Source organism: Sporolactobacillus sp. STSJ-5, from assembly GCF_024385605.1.
Classification (GTDB): domain Bacteria; phylum Bacillota; class Bacilli; order Bacillales; family Sporolactobacillaceae; genus Sporolactobacillus.
Map to the genome: position 1 here is coordinate 1 of NZ_JANFOJ010000011.1, position 24,725 is coordinate 24,725.

Consider the following 24,725-nt stretch of genomic DNA (forward strand, 5'->3'; position numbering starts at 1 on the left):
ACCTTGCTTTTTCGTTCATAAGATCCATAGCAAAATTGAATTGATTATGGGGTTTAAAACCCTTATATCACGCTTGGCTTTTGTTCAGTTTTCAAGGAACATTCTTCATCGTCTCTATCAGACGACCTAAACAATTATATCTTCTTAACTATTCATTGTCAACCCTTTTTTAAATTTAATTTTGATCACTCGATCGCATCAAATCATTATTTCGGAAAGACAACAAAATTTATTTTACCAGCTATAAAGAAAATGTCAACAGTTTTTTTATTCTTTCTGTATATAAAGGCCGTCCGCATATTCACCAGAGCTTGCCCATACAATGGTACAAACATTCGAACGAGGTGGACCACTCATGCTTTGGATCATCAACGGCAAACGTATAAAGAACATCATGCTGATTATTATTGCCGCCTTCTTTGCGGCGCTGATTTTATTCGTTCAAAAACAAGAGACGGATGTGTTTACACCGATTCAATCAACCGGAGCGCTCTCAAAAGTTGAGACTGATCAGAAGCATCTGGCTCTGACATTCGACATTAATTGGGGAGATCAGCAGCTCCCACTGATTCTGAAGACCCTTAATAAAGAACATGTAAAAGCGACCTTCTTCATTTCCGGAGAATGGGCCGAACGGCATCCGAGCCTTGTTCGCAGTATGGCACGAAACGGTCATGAGGTTGAATCCCACGGAATGCGGCATGAAGATTACACGCAATTGGACACGTCTCGTGTCCGCTCAGACATCCTGTTTGGGCGTGAGGCTATTTATAAAACACTTGGCGAACGCCCAAACATGATTCGGCCGCCTTTCGGAAAGACAAATAAAGAGACATTGAGTACGGCCGGCAGTCTAAATCAGCAGGTGGTGCTTTGGAGTGTGAATCCTCGTGATGAAAAAAATCCAGGTTATAAAGTCATCGTCAGCCGCGTCTTACGCAAAACCGGTAAAGGAGACATTATTAAGCTCCATGCTTCGGACTCGGCAAAGGGAACGGATCGTGCATTGCCACTTATTATAAGAGAACTTGAAAACAGAGGGTATCAATTTGTCACAGTGAAGAGTCTTATTTCTGATACGCAGTCAAAAAGCAAGTTGATGGATTAAGGATTTTCCTGACTTTCTGAACTTTGTTGGCTTTCCGACTTTTCCTGTTCCTTCTTTAAAGCCGCGATGATCGCATCAGCAAGCCGCTTTTTATAGAGAGGAGTCGCCATAAGTTCGCCAATGGTCTGCTCGATTTGTCCGCGAAACGGCTTAGTTTTAAGAAGACTCAAGTACTGCTGCTGCATTTCAGGTGTTTTCAGAATATCCATCATCATGCCTTGATACCCTGGATCCTTCATCATCTGTTTTAATAATTTCTCATTTTCGCTCTCCATGGTCTTTGCCAGCTGTTCAGAGAAGTCCGGATCGTTAAATAGTTGCCGCCATAATTTTTGCCCTTGCTCAGTCGTGAGTGTCTGTACCACTGTTTTGCGAACAATCGGATCATCCAGTACAATGGCTTGTCTCATTTCACTGTCCTTCAATAGATCCCTAATCGTGTCTTTACCGTCATCCGTTTTGAGCAGATCCAAAACCATTTTTTTATTTTCCTGATAGGTTGGCGGTTTTTGCCCGTTTCCGCAGCCTGCCAAGCTGACGAGCATAGCGGTACACATGATCAATGATAGTACTCTAGCCATAAATGCGATCCTCCCTAACCAACAATGTCCCTGCTTTAATATGTGTGAACCGCACTTTTTTATTCAGGTAATTCGGATTCAATCACATGATTAAAAGGTAATATCGAACTGTTTGGATTAGGTAGGATTTTGCATAGTTAGGGAGTGATTGCGAAGTGTATAAAAGCGCATGAAGGACAACAAACAGTGCAAGTTAAGGTGAAAGCGAGAAAAGTGAAGGCGAACAGCAGAAAATTTAAAGCTAATCCATCAAAAGTTAAAGCGAAACCAGAAGGTTAAAGCCAAACCTATAAAAGTGAAAGTAAACGGCGGTAAACTTAAAGCTAATCCATCAAAAGTTAAAGCGAAACCAGAAAGTTAAAACCAATTCGATAAAAGCGAAAGCCAACCGCATAATTACTGAACTTTGTTCGTTTCAACTTTTTGTGATTTCGTTACCACCTTTCCACGATTCGTTACAAGTCCAGATGTCAGCAAATCTTACGGGCTTATTGCGTATCATCCGTCTATGATCGAGAAAGATAGGGTGTGAACATGTTTTCATCTTTAAACACGGCTGCGGCAAATAAAAAGCCCCGGATCTAGGATGCCAGCATCCAATGACCGGGGTGATTTGTTTTAAATCAAGATAATTTACTGATAACCTTTTTTGCAATGTCGTTATACACCGGCGCGATCGGATCGTCTTCAAAATAGACGCCCGGAGCGAACATTCCCTCTTTCGGCTTCGGCTGCGTGAGCGGCACTCGGCCGAGAAGATCGGTGTGCAGTAGATCGCTGAGCTTGTCGCCGCCGCCTTTGCCGAAGACATAATCAATCTCCCCGGTCTTTTTGCTTTGATAATACGCCATGTTTTCAACAACACCGAGAATTTCATGCTTGGTGTGAGCCGCCATAGCCCCTGCACGCGCCGCGACAAATGCAGCGGTCGGATGCGGCGTGGTGACAATAATCTCTTTTGAATGCGGCAATTTGCTGTGAATGTCCATAGCCACATCACCGGTTCCCGGCGGCAGATCGAGTACCAAATAATCAAGATCGCCCCAGTATACATCATTAAAGAAATTATTCAGCATTTTTCCGAGCATTGGACCGCGCCAAATCACTGGGGAATTATTTTCAACAAAGAAGCCCATGGAGATGATTTTGATTCCGAACCGCTCAACCGGGATAATCCGGTCATTTTTTATCGCCGGACGCTTCTCAATGCCCATCATGTCCGGCACACTGAAGCCGTAAATATCGGCATCCAGCAAACCGACCTTCTTTCCCTGCCGTGCAAGCGCAAGCGCGAGATTGACGGAAACCGTGGATTTTCCGACACCGCCCTTGCCGCTCGCTACAGCGATAAACTCTGTTTTCACTCCGGGTGAAAGCAGTGTTGGCAGATCAACGGGAAAACCGCCCAACTGTTTGATTTCTTCATCGCTGAGCACCGCAAAACGAACGCTTACCGCATTTGCGCCTTGCTCTTTAATTTTTGAAGAAAGTTCGACCTGAATTTGCATCTGTTTCACTTGATCGTGCTTAGCAAGAGCAATGTCCAGACGAACGTGATCATCCTCGATCGTTAATTTCTTTAATGCCTGCGTTTCCAAAAGATTTTTATGTAAAAAGGGGTCCTGGACGGTTTTCAGCACGTCCAAAACCTGCTGTTGTTTAATCATTTTCTCACCAACCCTTCCCCTAATGCATGTATTTTCAGTATACCAATCCGGGTACCAAAAACCCAGTAATTGAACACTTATGCCTTAATCAGAAGGGACCTTTTCATTTGTGAAATAACGCATGACGCCTTGGCTAATGGAAGCTGCCGCTTGTTTTTGATAATCACGTTGTACGAGCAGCGCACGCTCCTGGGCATTCGAGAGAAATCCTACCTCAACGAGCGCGGACGGTGCCTCCGCCTTTTTCAGCAGATAGACATGGCTGATTGGTTTCGCGTACCGATTTGTATTGCCGAGATTGCGTTTCAAGGAATCCTGAATGAACAGAGCGAGCTTGCGGTTCTCGCTGAATTTCGGGTGGTAAAAGGTTTGCGCACCATGCAGGCTTGGCATTGGAATCGCATTAAGATGAACACTGACAAACGCATCCGGATGCGTTTTATTAATAAGTTCTGCCCGACGCACGAGATCCTGCCTTTTATGCCGCCCTTCATAATTGTCATCCGCTAAATCCATGTCTTTATCCCGGGTCATCATTACAACAGCACCCATTTCCTGTAAGTAATTGCGCACATCCTGTGCAATTTTAAGCGTAATATCCTTTTCTTCAGTACTTCCGCCCACCGCGCCTCCGTCCGGTCCGCCGTGCCCTGCATCAATGACAATAACCCGCCCCGCGAGCGGTGTATGCCAATTCTGACTCGTATGCCAGCTTACCAGCCATTTGACACCGGCCAGTGTCACAAAGCCGAGCACTACAACCATGCATCCCCAAAATAACCATCTGCGTCTCACGCCAATCCCCCCACACATGCAAGCCTGTCTCTATCTCATATATATGGACAAAGCCTGCGATTATGCGCGGATTAGTGAAGCTTGAGACGCCAACGTTTCAGCGAGGCATCAAATCCCTCTGACCACCAGTTGAATAAGTATTTGCGACAAGTATCCTGCAGGTCATCAAGTGATTGCTGATCTGCTCCCCAGAAAAGCCAGAAATCATAAAAGTCGTCATAAAGGGCATAAAATTCAATTTTGCTTCGTTTGAATGCTTCGATTTTTTCTTCCCCATAAAAGCCGAAGCGTCCCATCGAAGAACCCAGCAAGAAGCTCTCAAGTGCGTATTCTGCGCACATTTCTTTGCCGGTTTTTGCGGCCGCAGGGACAAGTACTAAATAACGGTCAAAATAATCCTGCACCGCCTGTTCAATTTTAGAAAACGATAAATCTTGAAGCGCCCGGCGTTCTGAATCGAGCTGTTTATGACGCAGTTTCTCTTTAAAATCCATGACAACACCCATGATCGCTCCTCCTTCCCTCTTTATCATCAGGCAAGAGAGCTTCGATCAACCGTAACAGCTTTTTCCATGCTGCTTCCGCCCATAAGGAAAGTGGTGGAAGCATAAACAGTACGAAAAATGTTTGCTTCTGAAGCATTGACGCGGTCTTATGAAAAACTGATACTTATGTTAAGAAAAATTAAATATGGAGAAGTAATCCGGAGGTGATTGTGCTTGACTGATCGAACCCGACTATTTTTCGACGAGATCGAAGGAATGCTGCAAGGCGGTTATCTGACCAAAGCCGAGGCGTCACGTCTCCGCACCGTCTATACACGCTATATCGCGCACATAAACGAGGCACCCAAAGTGCCGCCCGCGCAGCCGAAAAAACTGCTGAGTGAAAAGCCAAAGCCGTTAGACGCCCGCAAAAGCAAAGCGGCACACGTCCCCAAGCAGCCGAAGAAAAGGCTGACCCGCGAGCATCTTCGCGAAAAAAATTTGACGCTGGTGCTGATTCTGGTGTTTCATTTCTTCTTCTCGGCGGATTCATTTTAGCAACAACGAACTGGGGTACGATGAGTGCTTGGGTGAAGATGCTGGCCATTCTTTCTGTTTCCATTGTCTTTTCTGTAATGAGCTTCATTGCGCGAAAGCTTCACATCCGTCAAACAGCCTTCGCGTTCACTACATTATCTGCGCTCTTTCTTCCTATTGTGCTTGTCTGTGCTTCCTATTATCAGCTTTTCGGCACCTATTTCGCTCTTCATGGTAACGGTGCATCGCTTCTCGGCTTTGTCTCATCCCTGCTCTTTGTTCTGCTCTATCATTGGATTGCCCGGCGTTTTGCGTCCCGCCTCTTTGAAGGCCTGTCACTTTTATTCAGCTACGCCGCACTGTGCTTCGGCACCTACTTCATGACCCATCAAGTAACTGCATGGCAAGTGCTCATTAACCTGTTTAGTCTTATATGGCTCGCCGCACCTTACTTCTTGCAGCGCGTGAGACAGTCCCGCTTTTTTCACTACACACTGAAGTACGACCAACTGTTTACGCAAGTTCTTGTTGCGGCGAATGCTCTGCTCGCTTTAGCCTTCTGGCGTCCAGCAACCGTGTATGCGATCGTAACCCTACTTGTGTCTTGCGCATTTCTCTGGTGCGTTTATAAAGGATTGTCCAAGGGCTACCATGCCGGTTATTTGTTTTTTTGCGCTTTGACTTTTCAACAAACGATACTGTTTACTCACAATTATTCACTGTCGATCATTTTATGGACCGTTCTGCTTATTTTCTATACCGGTCTTTCGGAATTTGGCATTCAGCGATTCGCAGATCCGCTCTGGGCTCGCGTTTACCAGCATTTAAGCGCTGCCGCCTGCTGCTTGTTCTGCATCATGATTCCGTTCATCACGTATTTCAAAATTGCTATTGAGCCGAACAGCATGAGTTACTTTTTGTCTCCGCTCTGCCTTGCCGTTATTTTCGGCATTCTCGTCTATTTGACCTGGCGGCATCCGAAGACATGGTTTCCTTACGCTGCATTGTTTGCTGCTTATACGCTCGTCTTTGACGCCTGCATTATCTTTAAAAGTTCTTTTGCGACTGAACTTCGCTGCGTGATGATTCTCAGTATTGTGCTTTATACAGGGCTTTTCCTCTATAAAAGGACAGCACGCTTCATGTCAAGTTATCAGTCGGCGATTCCGATTGTCACCGCAAGTTTCATGCTGCTCAGCTTGATCGCGAGCTATGCGATTTTTGACAAATGGGAGTGGCTGACCTGGGCGTTGATCGTCTGGGCACTCATGCTGCTGACCAGCTTACTACGTACGGATCTGAGCGCAAAGATCGCTGGGCATACTCAATCCGCTGTATTCGGGCTTGTACTGCTTATCCTTTTCCCTGAGCATTGGCACTACGATATCCAACTAGTATCTGCGAGTACCGTACTGCTCGCGGCTCACCTGCTCGCACGCACGTACAACCGCGCCTACCGGATGACCATCCTTTATACAAGCGGTGTTTATTACCTGCTTTCGCTTCTGTTTATGTTTAATGAAATTGCGTCAGGACCAACTGTTTCAGGTCTCGTTATCCTCATTTACGGCGTGCTGATTTCTGCCGTACTCCTGATGCGCAACCCTAACGATTTATGGGCGGCATTGCATGGACTACTTGCCGGAGCCGCCCTGTTTTATCCGGTTTGGCTGCTTGCAAGCCATGGCGTTCAGGTTACAGGGCTTGTACTCTACCTGGAAGCAGCGGCGCTCACGGCTGTAGCAGCATGCTACCTACTTAATCAAAAAAAGCTGACGATTGCCGGACCCATTTATTATTGGCTGACACATATACTTATGCTTTTCGGCGTCTTACTCACTTGGAACAGCTTTTTTGAAGCGCCAGCTTTTCCTGTGGTGTCGCTCCTGGCAGCAGGAGGTTATATGTTCTATTGCTTCAAAACGAAAAACGCGACAGCTCGGCTGATCAGCTTTTGCTGCTCTGCCATCCTTGTCCTCGGGCTGTTTGAAAATATTCAAGTTTTCTGGTCCATGACCGGAATAAGCTTCTGGCAATGTGTTTCCGTTACAGCCGTGATTTTATACTTGTTTTATATTAAAGCAAACAGCTCATGGAAACGGACTGCCTTTTATCCGACACTTGTTTTTCTTGGTCTCGCCGTGCCAACTGCCTTTCTTGATCCATTCTACTGGATGATCATTCCGCTTGGCGGATTTGTATGGTTTGCCTGGCATGCGGTTAAAATTGTTGAACGTTATGTATTCAGCAACATTGTTCTCCTGCTCATTTTCCTTTGGGGCTCGCGGCTTCAGGATCTTCTGCCGATCACACAAGACGCGGTCTATTCGCTGGCACTGACCACACTCGTTGCAACGTTGTGTTGGGTTTTTAGCAAGGAATCATGGCGCTGCGTCCTGCATCCGACCGTTTTCTGTCTTTTAGCATTCACAGCACTGGTCGCCGTTCGCACAACTTGGGATCTCTCAGGCGTCATCATTACCTTAATTGGCATTTGTGCCTCACTCGGACTGCTTGTATTCCTTTACGTTTATCGTCTGCAGAGCCTGAGCATTGTACCCATGATGCTGCTCTCCCTTCTGATTTGGCTGAATCTTGTGCATGCACCTTTTGCAATTAAAACTGCAAGCTTTCTCAGTGCTTCACTGGTTCTGCTCACCATTTCACTCTGGCAGCAGAAACCCTTTATTAAGAAAAATAATTTTTCACTTAATTATGAACTCATCACGGCTTTTGCCTATCTGTTCGCTTTTTACGGGTACATGGCCGCGCACAACCTTTATTTTGGAAAGCTGACCGCTGCTTGTCTTGTGGTCATATATGGCGCATTGAACGCGTACCGCAGTGTGCACCTTTTAGAACGGAAAATATGGATGAACGGAGCGCTGATCGCTTTACTTTGGCCGGCAGCGATTATTCTGCAAAAGAGTCCACTCTTTCCTTTTATGAATCATGTACTGCTTGCCGCGCTCTTTTTGATCATTGTCTCACTGTCCTGCCGCAAACTATGGAGCACAAGTCTCTATGCTCTGCGCATTGAATGGATTGCGGTTGCCGTTATTTATCTACGCCTGATGCTGCTTGCGCTTACAATCGGCGAGACAGGAGCCCTGCTCACCTTCGCTATTGTGGCATTAGTCGGCACGAGCATCGGATTTCTTTTAAAATATAAGTCCTACTTCTTCACGAGCATCGTTGCGCTCATTATAAGCTTGCTGTATAACCGGCGCCATATGTGGATCGAGCTGCCTTGGTGGTTTTATCTAGTCATCGGCGGATTCGTGCTGATCGCCATCGCCAGTATCGCTGAGTGGACCAGACAGGATAAGCTCCGCCGCGCCAAGCTTAATTTGCCGCCGCGCGAGTCAATGATGCAAAAAATCAAGCATTACCTCAATGCATGGCATTAATTAGTTTGAAAAAAATGGACGGCTCATGTTGAATTTCTGAGCCGTCTTTTTGCTGCTTCTGAATTTTTTTACACGGTTTGTCCAATCATTGCCCTCAGCTTATCCACATGCGATCGATCCTGATCCAGCACTTCCCTGACGACCCGTTCACTTTCCGCTGAGAGATCTCCGCGCACCATCTTTTCGGTCATCTCAATACCAAGCTGCTCGCCTTCAATCGCCTTTTGAATGATTTGACCGTCCTCATTAGGGACCCTCAATTTGACGAGATAATCTTGAAAGGCACCAATTAAACCGGCAGTTTCAACAGGCGTGCCGCCGAGATCCTGCACGCGTTCGACAATGCGCAGTGCCTGTTCCCTAATTTCATACTGGATCGTTTGAAACTTTTGCTTGAGGTCAGAATCCTTTGCTTTTTCCATAAAATGATCATAGGCGTGGATGCCCATATATAAACCTTTCAGTAGTTCATTTAGAGCGGCTATTTCTTCATTTTTCATCATTAATCGCACCTTTCACTTTTAGGATTTCCAAGAAAAGCAAAATCATCAGTCTACCCGTTTAACTGATATGTGAGATTTGAGAAAAACGATCATAACGTCCATACATGTTGATTAGAGACTTACTCTTTGAATTTTATCGTTTCTAGTTGTGCAAAAAAATAGGACTCCGCAGAGTCCCAAGAAAAGTAATACAGGGGGAAGCAATTACTTAAAAATTTAAATTAATGGACCCCCGAGGGGGACCTAAGGAGGAAGCTGTTGTAGCTTCATCTATTATTGTGCACTTCAAATCTTAATTTTTGCTTAACCATGGCTGAACGTAAAAAAAGGGCCTACATTGTAGGTCCGTCAAGGGGATTAAGTTCTTTGATCACTTAATTTATCGGTTCAATCTTTTTTATTTCCATCATTTTCCGCAATAAACAGAAAATTTTTCTATTAAATAATTGTTTGATTCATTCATTTGCATGTTTATATTTTGGTTTCGACTGTTTTGGCTTCAATTGCAAAGCCGAGATCCTCAATCATTTGATAATCCTTCGACTTGCTTTGACCTTCTGTTGTCAAATAATCTCCAATAAAAATTGAATTTGCAATATAAAGTCCAAGATTCTGTGAGGAACGCAGGTTCACTTCACGACCGCCGGCGATACGTATTTCTTTTGTCGGATTCATAAAACGAAAAAGCGCTAAAATCTTCAAACAACGGTTTGGCGTCAATTCGTGCATATTCTCTAGTTCTGTTCCCGGAATGGGATTAAGAAAATTCACCGGAATTGAGTCTGCGTCCAATTTTCTCAGAGCAAAAGCCATGTCAATGATATCTTCATTCGTTTCTCCCATTCCGCAAATGATGCCGGAACATGGAGAAATATTTGCCTTTTTGACCGCTTCAATGGTGTCTACACGATCCTGGTAATGATGTGTGGTTGCAATTTGATTATAATGAGAGGCACTTGTATTCAAGTTGTGATTAAATCGGTCAACACCGGCCTTCTTTAGTGCTTTTGCCTGTTCTTCATTAATCAAGCCGAGACATGCACATATTTTCATTGTCGGCATTGTTTCTTTTATTTTTTCAACTGCTGAGCAAACTGCGCGTATTTCTCTAGGCGCTGCTTTTCGCCCACTCATTACAATGCAGTAGGTACCAATTTGATTTTCATAAGCTTGTTTGGCACCGTTCACGATGATCTCCTCACTAACAAGCGGATATTCTTTAATCGATGTATCCGCATAAATAGACTGTGAGCAATAGCCGCAGTTCTCTGCACAACGACCACTTTTAGCGTTAATAATCAAATTCAATTTCATGTTCATTCCAAAATAATATTTTCGTAATTGGTAAGCACCGCAGACAAGATCCAATGTTTCATCATCGGGAACATTCAAAATCTGCTGTGCTTCTTCTGCTGTACATGCATCACCGGCAATAATACTCTGAGCTAAATCATACCATTTCAAAAGTGCACCATCCTTTTTTAAACTGCTTTAGATTTTCTTATAACTGAAAGCCTCTGTTTTAGTTGAACAGCGACCACAGTACATAGAACTGTCTTAACAAGGTCAAGAAGAAAAAGTATTAAGTTGCTCTCTGCAACTGCAAGAAGCGAAAGATGATTATAAAAAGCAAACCACGATACACCAATTGCATAGATAATCAGAATACCGACAAGTATCGCGAGGTAATGCCCGAAAACCATCCATTTTTCTATTTTTATGTAATCAGTAAGTAGGCCAATAACAAATACAGCAAGTGGCCATGCAAGTACGTAGCCTCCAGTCGGTCCGAGCAGAACACCCAAACCGCCACGGTATCCGGACAATACCGGAACACCGGCAGCCGCAAGTGCAGTAAAAACAAGCATAGCCGCAAGTCCTTTCTTGGCATCAAGAATACTGCCGACCAACATGACACCAATCATCTGAAAAGTAAACGGAACGGGGATAAACGGAATAGCGACGGCAGGCAGTGCACCAAAGGCAATCATCATCGCAACAAACAATGAAATTAAAGTAAGCGATTTTGTTTTCAAAGACACATTCTCCTTTCGTTAACAAAATATAATTTTAAGTTTACCTTTTAAATACGTCAACCCAAAATAAATTAAGGTTAACATATTTTGCATACGCATATTTCATTAGTGATTTTAATGTGTTTATTAGTGGACAAACGATCAGACGTGAGAAGGCATAAAAATGAATCAAAATCGAGGAAGTCAGAAAGTACGAAGACTACATGAAAAATGCAAAAGAAAATTAAATATCGTCAAAATATCGTCACGGGGCTGTTTTTGGCCATGAAAAAAGCCCCTTTCGATCTCTCGAAAAGGGGCTTGAAACGTTGACAAATCAGCGTTTTGAGAACTGTGGTGCGCGACGTGCGCCTTTGAGTCCGTATTTCTTACGTTCTTTCGAACCTGCATTATTTGTGTAAATCATCAAGTATAAAAAACAAATGTTTATGCTTTTTAATAGGAAATAATAATCATCAAGAATCTTAACGAATCACAAAAATATGGTCAAAACATGGTCACGGATTAAAACTCCCCAAGCAGATCATCAAGCTTTCCTGATAAAGAGTCTTCCGGTTCTTGAACCTTCTGTAACTGGACAGGCTCTTCTTTTTTATCTATAGTAACTGCAGCTGATGGAGGCATGATCTTATCCTCATTTTTATGGCCATCAAAGAAATATAGCCTGAGCGCATCCCGCAACACATCGCTTTTGTCTTTGCTTGCTGGCAATTTATCGATCGCGTCTCGTAGATCATCATCCTTACCTGACCGCAGTCGACACTGAATTATGCATTTGTCTTTTGCCATGCACGAGCTCCGATCTTTGCATAACCTCTGCAGTTCGCAAACTGTGGATCTTCCAGAACAATCTGATTTGGCAAGTTTAAGTACCCAGCGATAAGCGATGCGGAACCGCCAGTAATAAGATAAAGATCGTAAAACTCTGATTGATTATCGATTTCTAACCGGATTTGCTGTGCAAGGGACTTGAATGACTTATCGATCAAAGGATGAATATCGTAACCTGCATAATTTCCATCTAGCACATATTTGTCTAATTCAAATCGATCTGGAGCACGACCAATATTTTCAAGCAGATAAGTGTGAAGCAGATTATAGGCTGTATCCACTCCAAGATTGCGTGGAGATCTGCTGTTCTTGCCAATCTCCATAGCATTTAACTCGAGTAGATCCAGCGTGTAATATCCGACGTCAACGACCAATATTGATTTACGCGCGGCGTCCATTTTAGCCACCGATCCATCTGCATTTAGCAAGTAATCCATTGCTGAACCAAATGGCTGCGGAACGATTTTTCTTCTATTAATAAGTGGATTTGCATGCACGGTTCCTTGACCCACAATTTCAATCTGATACTTTCCTGATTGGTTTACCGTATCAAGCAGTTTCTCGAATCCAGCGCGTTGCGATAGATAATAATCAACAGGCAATCCTGTAACTATATTTACGGTACCGGTCGGTGCAAGTTTGGCCAAAACGGTTTTAAGTAACACGCCAGTTGTCCAGGTATCTGTTTTATCTTCGCCAGTGGATGTGTAACGAACATAACTTTGACGTAATGCTAAGTCGCCAACAAAATATTGCTCTGTACCCTCTGTGAAAATTAAATCACCTTGTTTTGTCTGTTGCTCCATCAGCTGCCGATAATTACCGATAACGGACGGTTGAAAAAACTTATCGCCATTGGCAAGTGCTTTTGTCCATCCATAACCCAAATCGATGCTAACATTTGTCATACAAAACAGCCTCCTCATGTGATTTTGTCATACGATGTATGACATTGAACGACATTGTCTTACAAATCATGGTAGGAGATGATCATTGCGTCCGATGGATTGGGTTCTTTTAGATAATTTGTGATTAACCTGTGGATAACTTTTCGGTAAGAGAGCAGCCACTGAGCAGATAATGTCTGAACCATTTTGAAGTAATCTTCCTCTAGCTTTACGTGGACCATTAATCCTTGTTCCGGGTAAGGAATACCTTCGTATTCGCGGTACCGCACAAGCTCCGTTCGGACAAGCTTTGAACAAAAAGCAGTGAGTGATTGGTCTTCATCCATGGCCATAAGCATTAATTTTTGCTTATCAGTAGCTGGAATTTTAAATTTGATGTCATGCTTTTTCAAAAAACTCCACTCCCCTTTCCCTCAATTCCCCGCGCGTACGCGCGAGAGAACGCTTTTTACTTAGGGCCTTTGGGTCGTTGGGTCTCCTGGTCTTTTGGTTTCTTGGTCGTATGGTTCATATCCTGTTATAATGTAGTGGTCAGGCCCTTATGTGGCTTGGTGCTACGGCAATCCGTTATCTCTGTCCAGGAGACGGGTTGCCTTTTAGCTTACTGGTCTTTTTGTTCAGCAGTAATGTGTTTATCTAAGATAATGTTTCCTGATATCACCGCTTTTAATATTGCGTCCAGAGCCTCACTCATTGTCAATCCAATCTCATCACATTTCTTTTTAAACTGTTTTTTTAATTCGCTATCCACAGTCGTTCCGAGCATGATACGCTCCGCCAATTGATCACCCCCACACAATTACTATATTATATATATGCAATATATATGTCAAAGCATCATAAAAAAAGACAGCCACCGATCAGCTGTTTATCTTCTATAATTATGCTGTTTGTATCCGTTGGCTGGCGAATATGCGGTCTGTCGAAAAAGTCCTGACTTGATGACGAGAATAACAATATGCTTTTACATACGTCTCTCCCATGTTAATAATCCGGATTCTTCGTTTGCTAAACTGCCCACTTTTTGACTGATATATGATCACTACGATATCTCCCGATCGCATTATATTCACCTCGTTGTCCTTATTATAACGAACATAAGTTCTTAATATCAAGTATAAAAAGAACATTTGTTCGTGTATAATATCAAACAGAGGTGATAATTTTGACAAACAAATTAACTGATGGAAGCAACATGAGATGGGAAAGCATGCGTATGATGTTACCGGAACACATAGCACGGATTCGAGAGGATCTTGAAAATGAGAAGAAGATTGATCGACCTATCTTGGACGAAGATGAGCTGGAACAGATCGGGCGCACACTGCAGGAAGCTATTGAGAAACATTCACTCATTGAATTAAGCCACTACAAAGATGGTTTTATTAAACAGGCCATTTGTTATCCAGTTCGACTTGATCCAATCACTAAACAATTGATTGTTCATGATTCTTTCGGAATTAAGTGGAAGTATGATTTTCAGGATGTTATTGATGTTCACTTAGGTGGTAATGAGCAGTCTAATTATTAATTTTCCTGACGATACTAAATACATTCCCTCTACTCCTTCCCTGTGCATCAGCATGGGTATTTTTTATGTCATCATTTCTTTAATTACCTCACCATTTTTCGAAGTTATCTCTACTTAATATATGAAGAAAACAATGGAAAGTAGGGATGATGATGAAACATACTGAAATCGAATATCGACTTTTGCATGCTGTTAGAGTAGAGCTTGAGAAAAGAATGCTTATTGAGTACACGGAACAATCAAAAGCAGGATATCTGTCTACAAAAGTCTTACTGGAATACGAAGACATTATACTTTGGTATTTTGGGTTAAACGATCGAGTTAAGGTTAACGATGTTGTAGCTCTTGTGATTAATGATTGGAGAGATAGTCAAAAATAAAAACATTAAGATGGATTGGATGGATGTTTAATAAAGGAATATTCGGCTCTTAAAAAAGAGCCTGCTCTGAGCAGACTCAAAATTTTAATTTCAAAAGTTGTTCATATTCATTGATCAGCATCACTTGAATGCTATAATAATCACAAATAATAAATCATAAAATACAATGCTAATAAGAAGGGGGGATAAAGATTGAATAAAAAGGTATCTTTAAATAATTTTCTCCACTATATTTCAATTACTGGAACGTTCATGATGATTTTTGGAGCATTATGTTTCATACAAATTGTAATACTTTATTTTATTACTTTTAATACAGATCTACATTTATTCAATACTGTCCCTCTTTTATGCATTGCTATTGTTATTGCTAACTCTCTTTTTATAATATGGAAATTTTTTAAAATCAGTTCTCCTTACAAATAATTACTTGTTATCGTAATCAGCCGTTTGTTGACTGCCCTTTAACTCAGCAGGAATGTCAGCATTAACCTTCTTTAGCTGTTTATCAATGTTTTGAGATGATTCTTTTACTTTTTCCGGGTTTTCTTTTTTGAATTTTAATATTTTTTCTAAAAGTCCGTCTGTTTCTCCCTTTAGTTTTGTATCAATACTTTTTCCGTCGGTTTTTAATGCTGCTTCGTATTTCCCACCAACAATATAATGTAGAACCATTCCCGCTCCCATTATTAATAAGAATATTCCACCTAAATCAATTATACCTGGTGAATTAAAAGTTGCCTTCATTTCAATGTCGTCTTCTTGAAAATTTGATCCTGGTAATATTTCATTTAAGTAGGGTATTAGATCAACAATAGAGTCCACCATTCTGGCTACACCAATTGCTGGAATCTTACCATCCTTTTTAATATTTAAAATTAAATGAGCTTTATTTCCCTTAACATAAAATGAATATAATGTCCTGTCTATGAATTCAGCATAATCGTTGGCATTATTTATTGTATGTCGCGAATTCATCATTTTGTATAAGTTAGGATCAAGTTTGTCACGATTAACAGTCTTTATCCATTTTACATTACGCCTTTTTATAAATGGACATTTTCCTTCATCAATGGCAGTATCGCTTACTCGGTCAAAATATACCTCAGAATCAACTATTCCAAAAGAAATATGTGATGTATTTTCGCTAGGAATCATTACAACATCGCCGATTTTCATCTCATATAGAAATCGTTTGATTTGATTATAAATTAAGCCTGGTTGCTTATTGTCAGGATACTTTTTATGTATTAGTTCAACTACTGTTTCCTTTTCAGTCTTTTCAAATAGTTTAGTATCTGAAAACTCATTCCAGTCTATTGCTACAAAGTTGTCGAAATAAAATTCATTGTGATATTCACCTGATTGTGTGCGCACTAGCCAGTATCCTCTGTTTTCATCAACTTGAACAATAGGTATATTGTTGTTCTTTATAAATTCTGATATTTTTTTTGTTTCTTCTTCATTTGTCATAGTTCCACCATCCTATTATTTTAATGTCTTTATTTTGACATACTAAAAGACAATTGCAACTGTGAAATGATACTTTATTGTCATGTATCCCGGCATAGCCGGGTATGAATCATTATGTCATGCTTTCTGTGCTGGAGACTGAACAGCATTACTACCAGGTGTAGCTGCATTTTCCACTGCAGCATCCTCCACCTGATCGCTTTCCAACGCATCGATAACCTTTTTTACGTTATCTTCTGTGACTGGAAGCCCCTTTTTCTGCAGCACCGTAGCAATTGCCTGTGCTGTCGCATCTTTTGCTTCTTGGCTACTTAGCAACTTCTCAGCATCTGTTTTGACCTTCTCGACCAGAGATTCCAGTACGGGTGATTTCTTTTCTGCGATAAGCACTAGCTTTTCCAATTTTTTATAGGTTGCTGAATGGTACACATAGTAGCCAATAACGGACAATACACCAATACCAAGCAATTGCAGCAGATCAACAAGTACATCTTCAATGATTTTTTCCATGATTATTTAACCACCTTTACATATTTTTTATTTGCTGTTATCCAAAATCCTGACTTCGTTTTCAGTCGTGGTACCTGTTTAATTGGACTATTTCCAGTCGCTTTAATCGTAAAGAGCGTGCCTTTTTTAAACTTAGCCACGCGATACTTACCAGCGAAGTTCGTCGACCGATACAGGTAAACAGTCTTTGTCGTCTTAACCTTTTTAACACCGCTGAGATAATCCTTGGGATTGTACAGCTTTGCTGGTTTGATCCCAGATTGAAGCTTTGCGACCAAGGCAAGGTTTTGTGCAGCCGTTCCGGTGTAGTTATTAATACCATACTGTTTGGCCAGCTTCTCACGTGCAGCATAACTCCATGGTTTGCCCTTACTCTTAAGGTAGTTTACAAGACTGATAGATTTAATCTTGCCAACTGTTTTGCTGACCGACTTTGTGTACTTACCTGCGAAGTCCTGACTGACATCAAAGTACCGACCGTTGATCACTTCACTGCTTGTCCACTGCCAAGCGCCTTTCTTGCCATTATTCCAGGATGGCTCTGCTGATCCGTTGTTATATCTTGCAAGCCATGGTTCATTAACGGAAAGCTTGTCCGCATCAAGATGTGATTTATAAAAGCTAGAACCAGTGTAAAGGTCAACCATGTAGCCTTTATCTTGCATGGCTTTTAAAAACATATTGGTATAATCAGTAAGTTTGGGCTTGCTCACACCGTTGGTTGTCTCAACATCTGCTACAACAATGCCGTAAGATGCCTTGAAACCAACGTTTTTCAAGCAAGTAGCAAACCAATTCGCTTCGGCATTAGCATCTGCAGTCGATGTCAGCCGAGTGAAGTGATATGCATGGACCTTAAGGCCAGCCGCATGTGCATTGGCAATATTTACGCTCGCAGTTGGGTCCAGATAATTCGTTGCATCAGAGACTTTGACTACCGCTGCCTTATATCCGCCTGCCTTAATCGTTTGATAAAAACTCAGTGGCAGACCGCTGTTATTATTCCAGTGACTTACATCAACGAAATCCTTATCTGGAGTTGCCGCACTCGCCGGCAGACAAAAAGAAAACGTCAGTGCTAAACTCAGCACCAGCGCCATAAGATATTTGATTTTCTTCACTGTTTCTTCTCTCCCTTCGCATTGTCACCCTTTAACTGAGCAAATGCGTTTGATATTTTTTGGGGCAAAGGTACGCCCATATGCCCAAGATTCTCGGTAAAGCTGATCCCTTCCGTACCGATCAAGAACATGAGCATTGCATTACGCATAAACGTTCCGGATCCAGTCGCCATGTCTAGTGAGTGAGCAACGACCACCGCCATGATCATGCCAGACTTTTTCATGAGCCCACGCCATGCAACATAGGAAGAGACAGTGCGCATATAGTACGCTGCCATCACTCCACTCACGTAGTCGGTACCCATCATCACGCCAAAAGCCATGACCAGGTTATCAAGTCCACCCAATAAAAAAGCAGCTGCCGAATAGGCGCTGCCGAGTACAACTGTCCATAATGTGTCTGTATTGTGTTGCATCAAAAGTCTCCCTTCATGGGGTACCACCTCCCCTTTTAGGCAAAATAAAAAGACCTCGAAGGGTCTTTTTTTTAAGAATAAACAGGAACTCCTACAATATATGGAGACAAACCCTCAGGATATTTACTAAACGCTTTTTCAGAATTACGTTTGAATACTTCTGTGTCTTTGACTTTTTGAATCCATCTGCTAGCCGAATTAATCATGATGGTACAGAATATTTCAATATCGATATTTAATACTCTTTCTTCGATTAGTTCGTTTCCTTTTTTAACTTTGTTAATAAAAACATTATTATGCATAGTCATTGGACCAGGCTCGGCGAATACAATCCTTGCATATCTTGATCCATTTTCTTGAGTTGTTCCTTGGTGTAAAAAAGAACATCTAAACGAATAACAATCTTCTGCAGATAATAGGTTCTGATCATCAGTAAAATTTTCTCTATACCAATTTCTATATTTTTTACCCGTTGTTTGACCATTTTCAGACTGAAGTGCCGCACACATGTCTGGAATACAAAGTGTAAGCCCAAGAGCCATATGGTACAATCCGACAGATAACCCTTTTTCAATCTCTTGAAACAAATCCTCCAAAATAATCATCCCTTTCATTACTTTGTTAGATTATGTTTCGACAAACATGAACATATTCCTGCAAAATAAATTAGTCGCATAGTTGCGTCTGCTTTTCAAAACTTACCTATCGCAATAATTGATACCATAGTTTCATCTTCATTTATTGTCTTCACTTTATCGGGAATATCGAATACAACAGTAATCCCACCTGCATCAAATGATTCAATACAGGCACTTACATATTGACTGTTCAACATGCTAATCGTTGGAATAACGTCTTCTTTCTTGTTGAAAGCGCATGGAAACGAATATTTGACCGAACATGAATGATCAGGTGCTTTAGCCTTTAAATAACAAATATGAGTACCATCTTCTAGATGCGTATATCCCCAACCAGAAGCTCCATTGCCTACAATCATTTTATTCAACCTTTGATTAAAATCATCGCTTGATTTTTCCAATCCCTTAACGCTGTTAGTCAAAGATTCAAGTGTTTTATCCACTCTTTTTTCTACCCATAATTTCGATAAAAAATATAGCGCAACCCCAATAATTGCTACAACTACGCCAAGAATGGTCCACGTTAGTTCAAGTGAAAAGTTAACATTATTTTGTATCAAGTCAATTTCATGATCTAGTGTCGCTTTCACGCCCATTGTATCCACCTCGTTGCCTAAAATTATACATTGAGGTTTATAGACATTCAATTTAAGTTTTTATTTTTTTGCTTCAATATATAGAATGCCTTTCCAAAAAATAATAGTGTGAAGGAACACAACAACAGGAACAATATACCATTGCAGGTGAAACAAAGAGAAAAACAACGGCAAGCTAAAATATATGATAAAGCTAAATATAATATTGATTGCCATAAAATCATCTGTGTCAATATGTCTAATCATTATTTGCACCGCCTTTTATTTCGTGTAGATCTGTCCTGTAATCGTCTGATACTGATCTGCTGTAATCCACCCACACGCAACAAAACTTTTCACCTGGTCAACCGTGTAAAGCCCCAACTTATAAAAATTAGTGATCCAATCAACCATTTGTGCTCGCCTCCTGCAGTGCTGCGATTTGTTGTGCTTGTTGCGCGGTGATTAAGAGCAGTTGTGCGATTTGTTGCTGTTCAGTGGTTGGTGTTGGTATAGCAGATTCAGGTATATACTCTTCAAAAATATCATCGAATGTTGTCCCGGCTGTATTTTTAATTTCATATTGCTTACCTTCTGCTTGATTCTGAAAAAATTGATTGTATATATCATCTGAAATATTGACATCACTGTCTGATATCTGATTAATATCGTCATCTTTAAACCCAAATGATCCATCTTGATTAATAGTTAAATATTTTGACATGATAGCCCCTCCTCTTAATGGCCAATAGCAATCCAACGAATTGTTCTGCTATCCGTACAACGGCAATATGCTGACAATGTACTTAAATCGGTACACCAAACTGTCGAAGTAGTCCCTCCAGCATCATTTGATACTACAGTGGCGACGAAAGAATAAACTTCATTAAAAGCAACTGGAAAGACAATATTGAATCCATCATTTCCAACTCCACTTTGAAATCCCCACTGGATAATCAAACCACCTTGAAGATTTTGGAATCCATTGATATAAAGGTTATTTGAAAAATTACTACTATTCGCTTTTCCATCAAGCGTGGTATTAATATTGTCAAGTGCATCTTGCAAGCCAACAATCTGCGATATCTCGCTCTCAGGATGCAGCGTGTCCCAGTCTGTATTCTCACTATTGCGTTGTTGAATGGTAAATTTCTTTGTAACTCCTGCTGTCATATCAGCTCATCTCCTTATACCAAATGTCACCAGCAATAGGACTAGAAGGTTCTGCTGCTGTTGCCGTAAATCGTCCACGCAATTTTAAAAACTCGGCATCGAGCCGAGCTTTAAGTGAAGCATATGCTGTTCCGTCTTGCCCAACTTGTGCTGCAGCCGCTTGTGGGCTGCTGTCCCCTTGTGCCACAATCGATTGAATCATGTTATAGATCATCAATACATCGTTTCCGATGTCTACTAAGTTAGCGTTCTGGTTGTTGCGAAAATCTCGATTGAGTGTCACGCCTATCGTCCTGTATGGAGCATTAACAGATCCCATTTAACTCACCACCTTATACCAAAGTTGCCCAGCTGTTGTTGAAGAAGGAGCTGTTGTGCTGACCGTAATCGTCAAACCCAGTCCCAAATCATTTTGCAACTGAGACAACTTTGTAAGATTACCTTTATGCCAAATATCAAATCCTTGAAATGTCAGCGTCATGCCTAATAATTTCATTTATCCCACCACCGTTACTCTGTATTGTCCACTTGTCGGCGCAGTCGCAAAAGCAACATTTATTGAGTTTGTACCAGTAATAGTAATGTCAGGAATAACACCGGCTCCAGTTGATATCTCTCGAATCATAACAGCAACATCTAAAGTTCCAAGATTGTGAGCTATTACAAAACTCGTTGTCGTACCGTCACCGATCGTCGCGGCATATTTCTTAGTTCGATATGTGGATAGCGTTAAGTTTAATGATATATTTGAAGTCCCATCAAAACCAACTGCTGATCCAACTACATCTCCTCCAGTCGCACTAATCGTCCTAGATGTTGCCAGTTTAGTAGCAGTAGCTGAATTACCTGTGGTATCTGCTGGAAGTTTACCAGATGAATCTAACTGTAAGATCTTATTAGCAGCTGCCACTGTTACGACTTGCGAGTCATCAACTTTTGCATTTAATGCCGTTTGCTGAGCTGTTGAAACTGGTTTATTAACATCACTTGTATTGTCAACATTACCAAGACCAACGTCACCTTTTACCAACACGACAACCCCAGTTTTCCCAGCAACCGATTGAACAAGGTCCGTTGGAGTAAGTAACTCTTGCCAGTTCGCAAGCACTGTTGGGTCAGCCGTTTTAAGAATGAAACTCTTGTTAATGTCGGACCGAACCGCTATGTCACCAACCTGAGCAGTGAGTGCTAGCATTGCTGTTTGACTCGCTACTGGATAAGTGTCTGTTATTGCAAGTGCTGGTAAGATTGTTTGATCAAGTTTCCCATCCGAACCGATTATCGGGATCGAACCGTTAGTCGTTCCTGTGTTTTTTGATGCAACCGTACCAAGAGTAGGTTTACTACTAAGATCATTGTAACTACCACTAGTCGCTACAGTTGCCAAACCGGTTATCATAGATGCAGGATGGCTAGCTGGGTGAACGTAATTATTAGCATTTGTAGCTACACCATCTAGTTTCGTTTTGTCCGAAGAACTCATTAAACCGTCTTGGTTGTCTGTCGCATCTGGTATTGGATCGGCACCTGTAGAAAGATGTTCGCTTGCATGATAAGGGAATGGATTCATGTTGATGGTCTCAAAATACTCCAGCATGATTTCCGTTCCTTCAGGCAACCCTGAAGGTAAAGTGACAACCGTTGATGAAGTTTCAGTCAGTGCTCGATCATCCTGTTTCATGCCGTTCATAAACCAAGACATGCAGGTTGTTCCTGGCTTATATGTTCCGGTTGTCAGCGTCAATGCGGTTTGTCCTGCAGTCAATACAAATCTCTCTTGCTTCCTTATGAATGCTGCCGGATTATCGTTTGCGTTTAATGTACCGTCGGCTTCAATTGTCACATTGGCTCCAGCTTTAATACCACCAAGAACTGTATCTGTTGCGATAGGAGGTGTGAACGTGCTCGGTTTACCAGTTATAGACCCCCAAGCAAGAGTATCCTGACCACCGAGTTGAGTCCATGTTCCAGTCGCTGTATCCTGATATATTTTCTTCGTATCCGTTGCGAAATAAACTGCTTTACTACCAGTAGCTGATGATTTGCTTGCATCCAATCCTGACTGGAAACTTGGAACATTTCCCAAATTTTTGATTGCATCGGTAATCCCATATCCTCCAACAGTAGTAGGTTTACCGGTAGTGACCTTAGTCCAGTCCAGTCCTGGAATATCAGATGCAGACAATGCTGCCGATCCAGTAACTCTTCCTTTAGCGTCTACAGTAACTTTAGTGTAAGTTCCAGCAGTCACTCCACTATTTGCTAGTACAACTGTAATAGTCCCATCTGCTGTCCCATCGAAATTTACATAACCACCAGCATCTCCACCAAGACTAATTTTCCTAGCTGTTGCAAGTTTAGTAGCTGATGCAGCTATTCCCGTTGTCGTTAAAAAATATGATGACTCGTGGCCGTCAAGCGTATCTGCATCAAGTCCGCTTCCGGATCCGTCTACTGTTTTTAGCATAGTCAGTATGTCAGCAGCCGCAAGCACTTGTGCAAGGTCTTTCCAAGCGGTCCCAGTAAAAACGAGCAACGTATTTTGTGTAGTATCAAAATAAATCTGTCCTGGCGCTGGGTTACCCGGTGTAGTAGCAAGATTTTGTATAGTGGCATTTTGCAATTCGTTTTGAGCTAAATCAATCGGAGCTAAATACTTGGGCAAACTTCCTCACCTCCCTCAATTTAAATAGGCCTTTCCGGCAAACGCTGCGGAAAAGCTAACTGTTAGATTATTTAAATCTGTATATTGCACTTCACCGATCACTTGCGTACCTGAGCTGTCTACAATTGCCACAGACGGCATCTTACCTAGATTATGAGTGATATTCCAAGTATCAGAAGGCGTAAGCTGACTATATTCATAGGTTTTATCAAGCTTTTTATCGAGTCCAACGACTGCCTCTGCATGCGTTTGTGGATACCAAGTTGTCCCGTCCGGATCCTTTATCTGTCGAATATCAGTCATCAACCTCACCAACCTTTTCAGACAGAAAACGAGAAGCGTATGCACTATTTGCAATCTGATCGATCAATGGTACTGATGCAGCGGTCTTGGACAATCCGGATAAAATATCTTCTGCTTTTCTTTGTAGCACACCGAAAGTGTACAACGGAGACTTGCCAGTGTTATAATCATCAACCTCTGAAACACGCAATTCGAGATCAATCCCAAACGGATCAAGCGTCACCCAGCAATAATCACCTTTACGCACGTCTTGCACGCCTAAACTTTCAAGCTGCAGTGCCGTTAACGTGATTGTGATCGGTATGGAATCGGTCAGCTGTGCTTTGATGTAAGCAAGTAAGCTATCATACTGGGTGAATCGCTCATCTCGAATAGGAGCAGCGTGCCTAATTCCATAGGTCTGAGCCAGTGGGCTTGTATATTCAGCTTGGGTGACATAGCTTCCGTCCTCATTCTGCTTACCATAGCCTCGAATGTACGTGCATAGGTTGGTCGTGTCAATCTGTATCTGTGGATCTTGTGCGTTCATGAGATAACGAAATTGATAATCGGTATGACGCGATAACTCTTTCGCAATTGTGAATACTTTACCGTTTATCTCATATTCACAACCGAATTTTTCAATCGCACTTTGGAATAACGCAGATGAATTGTCATCACCGAAATTCTCAACTTCAACCGAATTGTTCAATCCATCTACATTAATCTGCACGCCATATCCAGTACCGGCTAACGCAAAGTCACACAGCTGTTGCATCGAGTATGTGCCAGTCAGTGTTTCGTAAATATGCATGCTGATTAAGTCTTCATAAAAGCGGTGTTCCGCTGTAAATGTCTTGATTGTGCGCCGTCCTTTGGTATTTTGAGTAAGGTTCTTAATCACGTACTCATCATCGCCGTACAAGACATAATTCTCGTTCATGAGAAGCACGAATCCGTATTGATTTTTCGCTGTCTGCCTTGCCGTCACATCAAGCGTTTTCTGACCGTTTGTGATATTCTTTCGCGTGATTTCCGCATCAAGAATCATTTCTTCTTGTCCCGTTATGAGTGATCGTATAAATGCATCCATGTAATCA

At 41.9% G+C, this 24,725-nt stretch carries 31 protein-coding genes and 1 pseudogene; 5 read left to right on the plus strand and 27 right to left on the minus strand.

What is annotated here, in order from left to right:
* Positions 1-355 precede the first annotated feature (355 nt).
* On the plus strand, positions 356-1,108 hold the full coding sequence (locus NOM01_RS10865) for a polysaccharide deacetylase family protein (protein WP_255748518.1): 753 nt from the start codon (positions 356-358) through the stop codon (positions 1,106-1,108).
* Here NOM01_RS10865 and gerD read toward each other — a convergent pair.
* The 4 genes from gerD to NOM01_RS10885 all read right to left on the minus strand — a co-directional run bounded on the left by gerD (position 1,105) and on the right by NOM01_RS10885 (position 4,657).
* Positions 1,105-1,689, minus strand: a complete 585-nt coding sequence (gerD, locus tag NOM01_RS10870) for a spore germination lipoprotein GerD (protein WP_255748519.1) — start codon at positions 1,687-1,689, stop codon at positions 1,105-1,107. The genes NOM01_RS10865 and gerD overlap by 4 nt on opposite strands.
* 623 nt (positions 1,690-2,312) lie before the next feature.
* Positions 2,313-3,356, minus strand: a complete 1,044-nt coding sequence (locus NOM01_RS10875; protein ID WP_255748520.1) for an Mrp/NBP35 family ATP-binding protein — start codon at positions 3,354-3,356, stop codon at positions 2,313-2,315.
* 84 nt (positions 3,357-3,440) lie between these two features.
* Entirely contained in the window at positions 3,441-4,151 is a 711-nt protein-coding gene (cwlD, locus tag NOM01_RS10880) for an N-acetylmuramoyl-L-alanine amidase CwlD (RefSeq protein WP_255748521.1), read from the minus strand.
* A gap of 71 nt (positions 4,152-4,222) precedes the next feature.
* On the minus strand, positions 4,223-4,657 hold the full coding sequence (locus tag NOM01_RS10885) for a DUF2521 family protein (RefSeq protein ID WP_255748522.1): 435 nt from the start codon (positions 4,655-4,657) through the stop codon (positions 4,223-4,225).
* A gap of 213 nt (positions 4,658-4,870) precedes the next feature.
* Between NOM01_RS10885 and NOM01_RS10890 the strand changes: the two genes are divergently transcribed.
* Both NOM01_RS10890 and NOM01_RS10895 read left to right on the plus strand, forming a co-directional pair.
* Complete coding sequence (locus tag NOM01_RS10890; RefSeq protein ID WP_255748523.1) at positions 4,871-5,194, plus strand: hypothetical protein; 324 nt, start codon at positions 4,871-4,873, stop codon at positions 5,192-5,194.
* Positions 5,195-5,214: 20 nt separating this feature from the next.
* Entirely contained in the window at positions 5,215-8,583 is a 3,369-nt protein-coding gene (locus NOM01_RS10895; RefSeq protein ID WP_255748524.1) for a hypothetical protein, read from the plus strand.
* A gap of 68 nt (positions 8,584-8,651) precedes the next feature.
* Here NOM01_RS10895 and NOM01_RS10900 read toward each other — a convergent pair whose 3' ends face one another.
* The 9 genes and pseudogenes from NOM01_RS10900 to NOM01_RS17350 form a co-directional block, all read right to left on the minus strand.
* Entirely contained in the window at positions 8,652-9,083 is a 432-nt protein-coding gene (locus tag NOM01_RS10900; RefSeq protein ID WP_255748525.1) for a DUF2383 domain-containing protein, read from the minus strand.
* Positions 9,084-9,557: 474 nt separating this feature from the next.
* Positions 9,558-10,550: a biotin synthase BioB gene (gene bioB, locus NOM01_RS10905; protein WP_255748526.1), complete on the minus strand. Its 993-nt coding sequence runs from the start codon at positions 10,548-10,550 to the stop codon at positions 9,558-9,560.
* A gap of 17 nt (positions 10,551-10,567) precedes the next feature.
* Positions 10,568-11,122: a biotin transporter BioY gene (locus NOM01_RS10910; protein WP_255748527.1), complete on the minus strand. Its 555-nt coding sequence runs from the start codon at positions 11,120-11,122 to the stop codon at positions 10,568-10,570.
* A 316-nt stretch (positions 11,123-11,438) separates the two neighbouring features.
* Positions 11,439-11,510, minus strand: a pseudogene (gene rpsI / locus NOM01_RS10915) (30S ribosomal protein S9); the annotation flags it as partial.
* 116 nt (positions 11,511-11,626) lie between these two features.
* Complete coding sequence (locus NOM01_RS10920) at positions 11,627-11,911, minus strand: hypothetical protein (protein ID WP_255748528.1); 285 nt, start codon at positions 11,909-11,911, stop codon at positions 11,627-11,629.
* A complete protein-coding gene (locus NOM01_RS10925; RefSeq protein WP_255748529.1) occupies positions 11,890-12,861 on the minus strand; it encodes a ParM/StbA family protein in 972 nt (323 codons plus the stop codon). Before NOM01_RS10925 ends, NOM01_RS10920 begins: the two co-directional genes overlap by 22 nt.
* Before the next feature lie 59 nt (positions 12,862-12,920).
* Positions 12,921-13,253: a hypothetical protein gene (locus NOM01_RS10930; protein WP_255748530.1), complete on the minus strand. Its 333-nt coding sequence runs from the start codon at positions 13,251-13,253 to the stop codon at positions 12,921-12,923.
* Positions 13,254-13,462: 209 nt separating this feature from the next.
* On the minus strand, positions 13,463-13,642 hold the full coding sequence (locus NOM01_RS10935) for a type II toxin-antitoxin system RelB/DinJ family antitoxin (protein WP_255748531.1): 180 nt from the start codon (positions 13,640-13,642) through the stop codon (positions 13,463-13,465).
* Between the two features lie 100 nt (positions 13,643-13,742).
* The gene (locus NOM01_RS17350) at positions 13,743-13,991 is read right to left on the minus strand and encodes a WYL domain-containing protein (RefSeq protein ID WP_483315991.1); all 249 of its coding nucleotides are present in this window, start codon (positions 13,989-13,991) and stop codon (positions 13,743-13,745) included.
* 80 nt (positions 13,992-14,071) lie between these two features.
* On the opposite strand from NOM01_RS17350, the gene NOM01_RS10940 reads away from it, so the two are divergent.
* A complete protein-coding gene (locus NOM01_RS10940; RefSeq protein WP_255748532.1) occupies positions 14,072-14,392 on the plus strand; it encodes a YolD-like family protein in 321 nt (106 codons plus the stop codon).
* 152 nt (positions 14,393-14,544) lie between these two features.
* Complete coding sequence (locus NOM01_RS10945; protein ID WP_255748533.1) at positions 14,545-14,772, plus strand: hypothetical protein; 228 nt, start codon at positions 14,545-14,547, stop codon at positions 14,770-14,772.
* Positions 14,773-15,198: 426 nt separating this feature from the next.
* Here the strand turns inward: NOM01_RS10945 and NOM01_RS10950 are convergent, their stop codons facing one another.
* From NOM01_RS10950 to NOM01_RS11015, 14 genes are all read right to left on the minus strand, one after another.
* On the minus strand, positions 15,199-16,245 hold the full coding sequence (locus NOM01_RS10950) for a hypothetical protein (protein ID WP_255748534.1): 1,047 nt from the start codon (positions 16,243-16,245) through the stop codon (positions 15,199-15,201).
* Between the two features lie 117 nt (positions 16,246-16,362).
* Positions 16,363-16,755, minus strand: a complete 393-nt coding sequence (locus NOM01_RS10955) for a hypothetical protein (protein ID WP_255748535.1) — start codon at positions 16,753-16,755, stop codon at positions 16,363-16,365.
* Between the two features lie 2 nt (positions 16,756-16,757).
* Complete coding sequence (locus NOM01_RS10960; RefSeq protein WP_255748536.1) at positions 16,758-17,876, minus strand: GH25 family lysozyme; 1,119 nt, start codon at positions 17,874-17,876, stop codon at positions 16,758-16,760.
* On the minus strand, positions 17,873-18,292 hold the full coding sequence (locus NOM01_RS10965; protein WP_255748537.1) for a phage holin family protein: 420 nt from the start codon (positions 18,290-18,292) through the stop codon (positions 17,873-17,875). The genes NOM01_RS10960 and NOM01_RS10965 overlap by 4 nt, the downstream gene beginning before the upstream one ends.
* A gap of 71 nt (positions 18,293-18,363) precedes the next feature.
* The gene (locus NOM01_RS10970; RefSeq protein WP_255748538.1) at positions 18,364-18,888 is read right to left on the minus strand and encodes a hypothetical protein; all 525 of its coding nucleotides are present in this window, start codon (positions 18,886-18,888) and stop codon (positions 18,364-18,366) included.
* Between the two features lie 95 nt (positions 18,889-18,983).
* The gene (locus tag NOM01_RS10975) at positions 18,984-19,526 is read right to left on the minus strand and encodes a hypothetical protein (protein ID WP_255748539.1); all 543 of its coding nucleotides are present in this window, start codon (positions 19,524-19,526) and stop codon (positions 18,984-18,986) included.
* 261 nt (positions 19,527-19,787) lie between these two features.
* The gene (locus tag NOM01_RS10980; protein ID WP_255748540.1) at positions 19,788-19,919 is read right to left on the minus strand and encodes an XkdX family protein; all 132 of its coding nucleotides are present in this window, start codon (positions 19,917-19,919) and stop codon (positions 19,788-19,790) included.
* A complete protein-coding gene (locus NOM01_RS10985; protein WP_255748541.1) occupies positions 19,912-20,229 on the minus strand; it encodes a hypothetical protein in 318 nt (105 codons plus the stop codon). The genes NOM01_RS10980 and NOM01_RS10985 overlap by 8 nt, the downstream gene beginning before the upstream one ends.
* Positions 20,230-20,243: 14 nt before the next feature.
* On the minus strand, positions 20,244-20,678 hold the full coding sequence (locus NOM01_RS10990) for a gp53-like domain-containing protein (RefSeq protein ID WP_255748542.1): 435 nt from the start codon (positions 20,676-20,678) through the stop codon (positions 20,244-20,246).
* A 1-nt stretch (position 20,679) separates the two neighbouring features.
* On the minus strand, positions 20,680-20,997 hold the full coding sequence (locus tag NOM01_RS10995; RefSeq protein WP_255748543.1) for a hypothetical protein: 318 nt from the start codon (positions 20,995-20,997) through the stop codon (positions 20,680-20,682).
* On the minus strand, positions 20,998-21,174 hold the full coding sequence (locus tag NOM01_RS11000) for a hypothetical protein (RefSeq protein ID WP_255748544.1): 177 nt from the start codon (positions 21,172-21,174) through the stop codon (positions 20,998-21,000). It lies immediately after the preceding gene.
* Positions 21,175-23,343: a hypothetical protein gene (locus tag NOM01_RS11005; protein ID WP_255748545.1), complete on the minus strand. Its 2,169-nt coding sequence runs from the start codon at positions 23,341-23,343 to the stop codon at positions 21,175-21,177.
* Positions 23,344-23,358: 15 nt separating this feature from the next.
* Complete coding sequence (locus NOM01_RS11010) at positions 23,359-23,646, minus strand: HU family DNA-binding protein (RefSeq protein WP_255748546.1); 288 nt, start codon at positions 23,644-23,646, stop codon at positions 23,359-23,361.
* On the minus strand, positions 23,639-24,718 hold the full coding sequence (locus tag NOM01_RS11015; protein WP_255748547.1) for a phage tail protein: 1,080 nt from the start codon (positions 24,716-24,718) through the stop codon (positions 23,639-23,641). Before NOM01_RS11015 ends, NOM01_RS11010 begins: the two co-directional genes overlap by 8 nt.
* Between the last annotated feature and the right edge of the window lie 7 nt (positions 24,719-24,725).

What these genes read in the sequence shown, in the direction of transcription:
- NOM01_RS10865 (WP_255748518.1), top strand. Translation starts at nt 356, where the DNA reads ATGCTTTGGATCATCAACGGCAAACGTATAAAGAACATCATGCTGATT.
- gerD (WP_255748519.1), bottom strand. Translation starts at nt 1,689, where the DNA reads ATGGCTAGAGTACTATCATTGATCATGTGTACCGCTATGCTCGTCAGC.
- NOM01_RS10875 (WP_255748520.1), bottom strand. Translation starts at nt 3,356, where the DNA reads ATGATTAAACAACAGCAGGTTTTGGACGTGCTGAAAACCGTCCAGGAC.
- NOM01_RS10885 (WP_255748522.1), bottom strand. Translation starts at nt 4,657, where the DNA reads ATGGGTGTTGTCATGGATTTTAAAGAGAAACTGCGTCATAAACAGCTC.
- NOM01_RS10895 (WP_255748524.1), top strand. Translation starts at nt 5,215, where the DNA reads ATGAGTGCTTGGGTGAAGATGCTGGCCATTCTTTCTGTTTCCATTGTC.
- NOM01_RS10900 (WP_255748525.1), bottom strand. Translation starts at nt 9,083, where the DNA reads ATGAAAAATGAAGAAATAGCCGCTCTAAATGAACTACTGAAAGGTTTA.
- NOM01_RS10920 (WP_255748528.1), bottom strand. Translation starts at nt 11,911, where the DNA reads ATGGCAAAAGACAAATGCATAATTCAGTGTCGACTGCGGTCAGGTAAG.
- NOM01_RS10925 (WP_255748529.1), bottom strand. Translation starts at nt 12,861, where the DNA reads ATGACAAATGTTAGCATCGATTTGGGTTATGGATGGACAAAAGCACTT.
- NOM01_RS17350 (WP_483315991.1), bottom strand. Translation starts at nt 13,991, where the DNA reads ATGTTCTTTTTATACTTGATATTAAGAACTTATGTTCGTTATAATAAG.
- NOM01_RS10940 (WP_255748532.1), top strand. Translation starts at nt 14,072, where the DNA reads ATGCGTATGATGTTACCGGAACACATAGCACGGATTCGAGAGGATCTT.
- NOM01_RS10945 (WP_255748533.1), top strand. Translation starts at nt 14,545, where the DNA reads ATGAAACATACTGAAATCGAATATCGACTTTTGCATGCTGTTAGAGTA.
- NOM01_RS10950 (WP_255748534.1), bottom strand. Translation starts at nt 16,245, where the DNA reads ATGACAAATGAAGAAGAAACAAAAAAAATATCAGAATTTATAAAGAAC.
- NOM01_RS10955 (WP_255748535.1), bottom strand. Translation starts at nt 16,755, where the DNA reads ATGGAAAAAATCATTGAAGATGTACTTGTTGATCTGCTGCAATTGCTT.
- NOM01_RS10965 (WP_255748537.1), bottom strand. Translation starts at nt 18,292, where the DNA reads ATGCAACACAATACAGACACATTATGGACAGTTGTACTCGGCAGCGCC.
- NOM01_RS10975 (WP_255748539.1), bottom strand. Translation starts at nt 19,526, where the DNA reads ATGGGCGTGAAAGCGACACTAGATCATGAAATTGACTTGATACAAAAT.
- NOM01_RS10980 (WP_255748540.1), bottom strand. Translation starts at nt 19,919, where the DNA reads ATGGTTGATTGGATCACTAATTTTTATAAGTTGGGGCTTTACACGGTT.
- NOM01_RS10985 (WP_255748541.1), bottom strand. Translation starts at nt 20,229, where the DNA reads ATGTCAAAATATTTAACTATTAATCAAGATGGATCATTTGGGTTTAAA.
- NOM01_RS10990 (WP_255748542.1), bottom strand. Translation starts at nt 20,678, where the DNA reads ATGACAGCAGGAGTTACAAAGAAATTTACCATTCAACAACGCAATAGT.
- NOM01_RS10995 (WP_255748543.1), bottom strand. Translation starts at nt 20,997, where the DNA reads ATGGGATCTGTTAATGCTCCATACAGGACGATAGGCGTGACACTCAAT.
- NOM01_RS11000 (WP_255748544.1), bottom strand. Translation starts at nt 21,174, where the DNA reads ATGAAATTATTAGGCATGACGCTGACATTTCAAGGATTTGATATTTGG.
- NOM01_RS11010 (WP_255748546.1), bottom strand. Translation starts at nt 23,646, where the DNA reads ATGACTGATATTCGACAGATAAAGGATCCGGACGGGACAACTTGGTAT.
- NOM01_RS11015 (WP_255748547.1), bottom strand. Translation starts at nt 24,718, where the DNA reads ATGGATGCATTTATACGATCACTCATAACGGGACAAGAAGAAATGATT.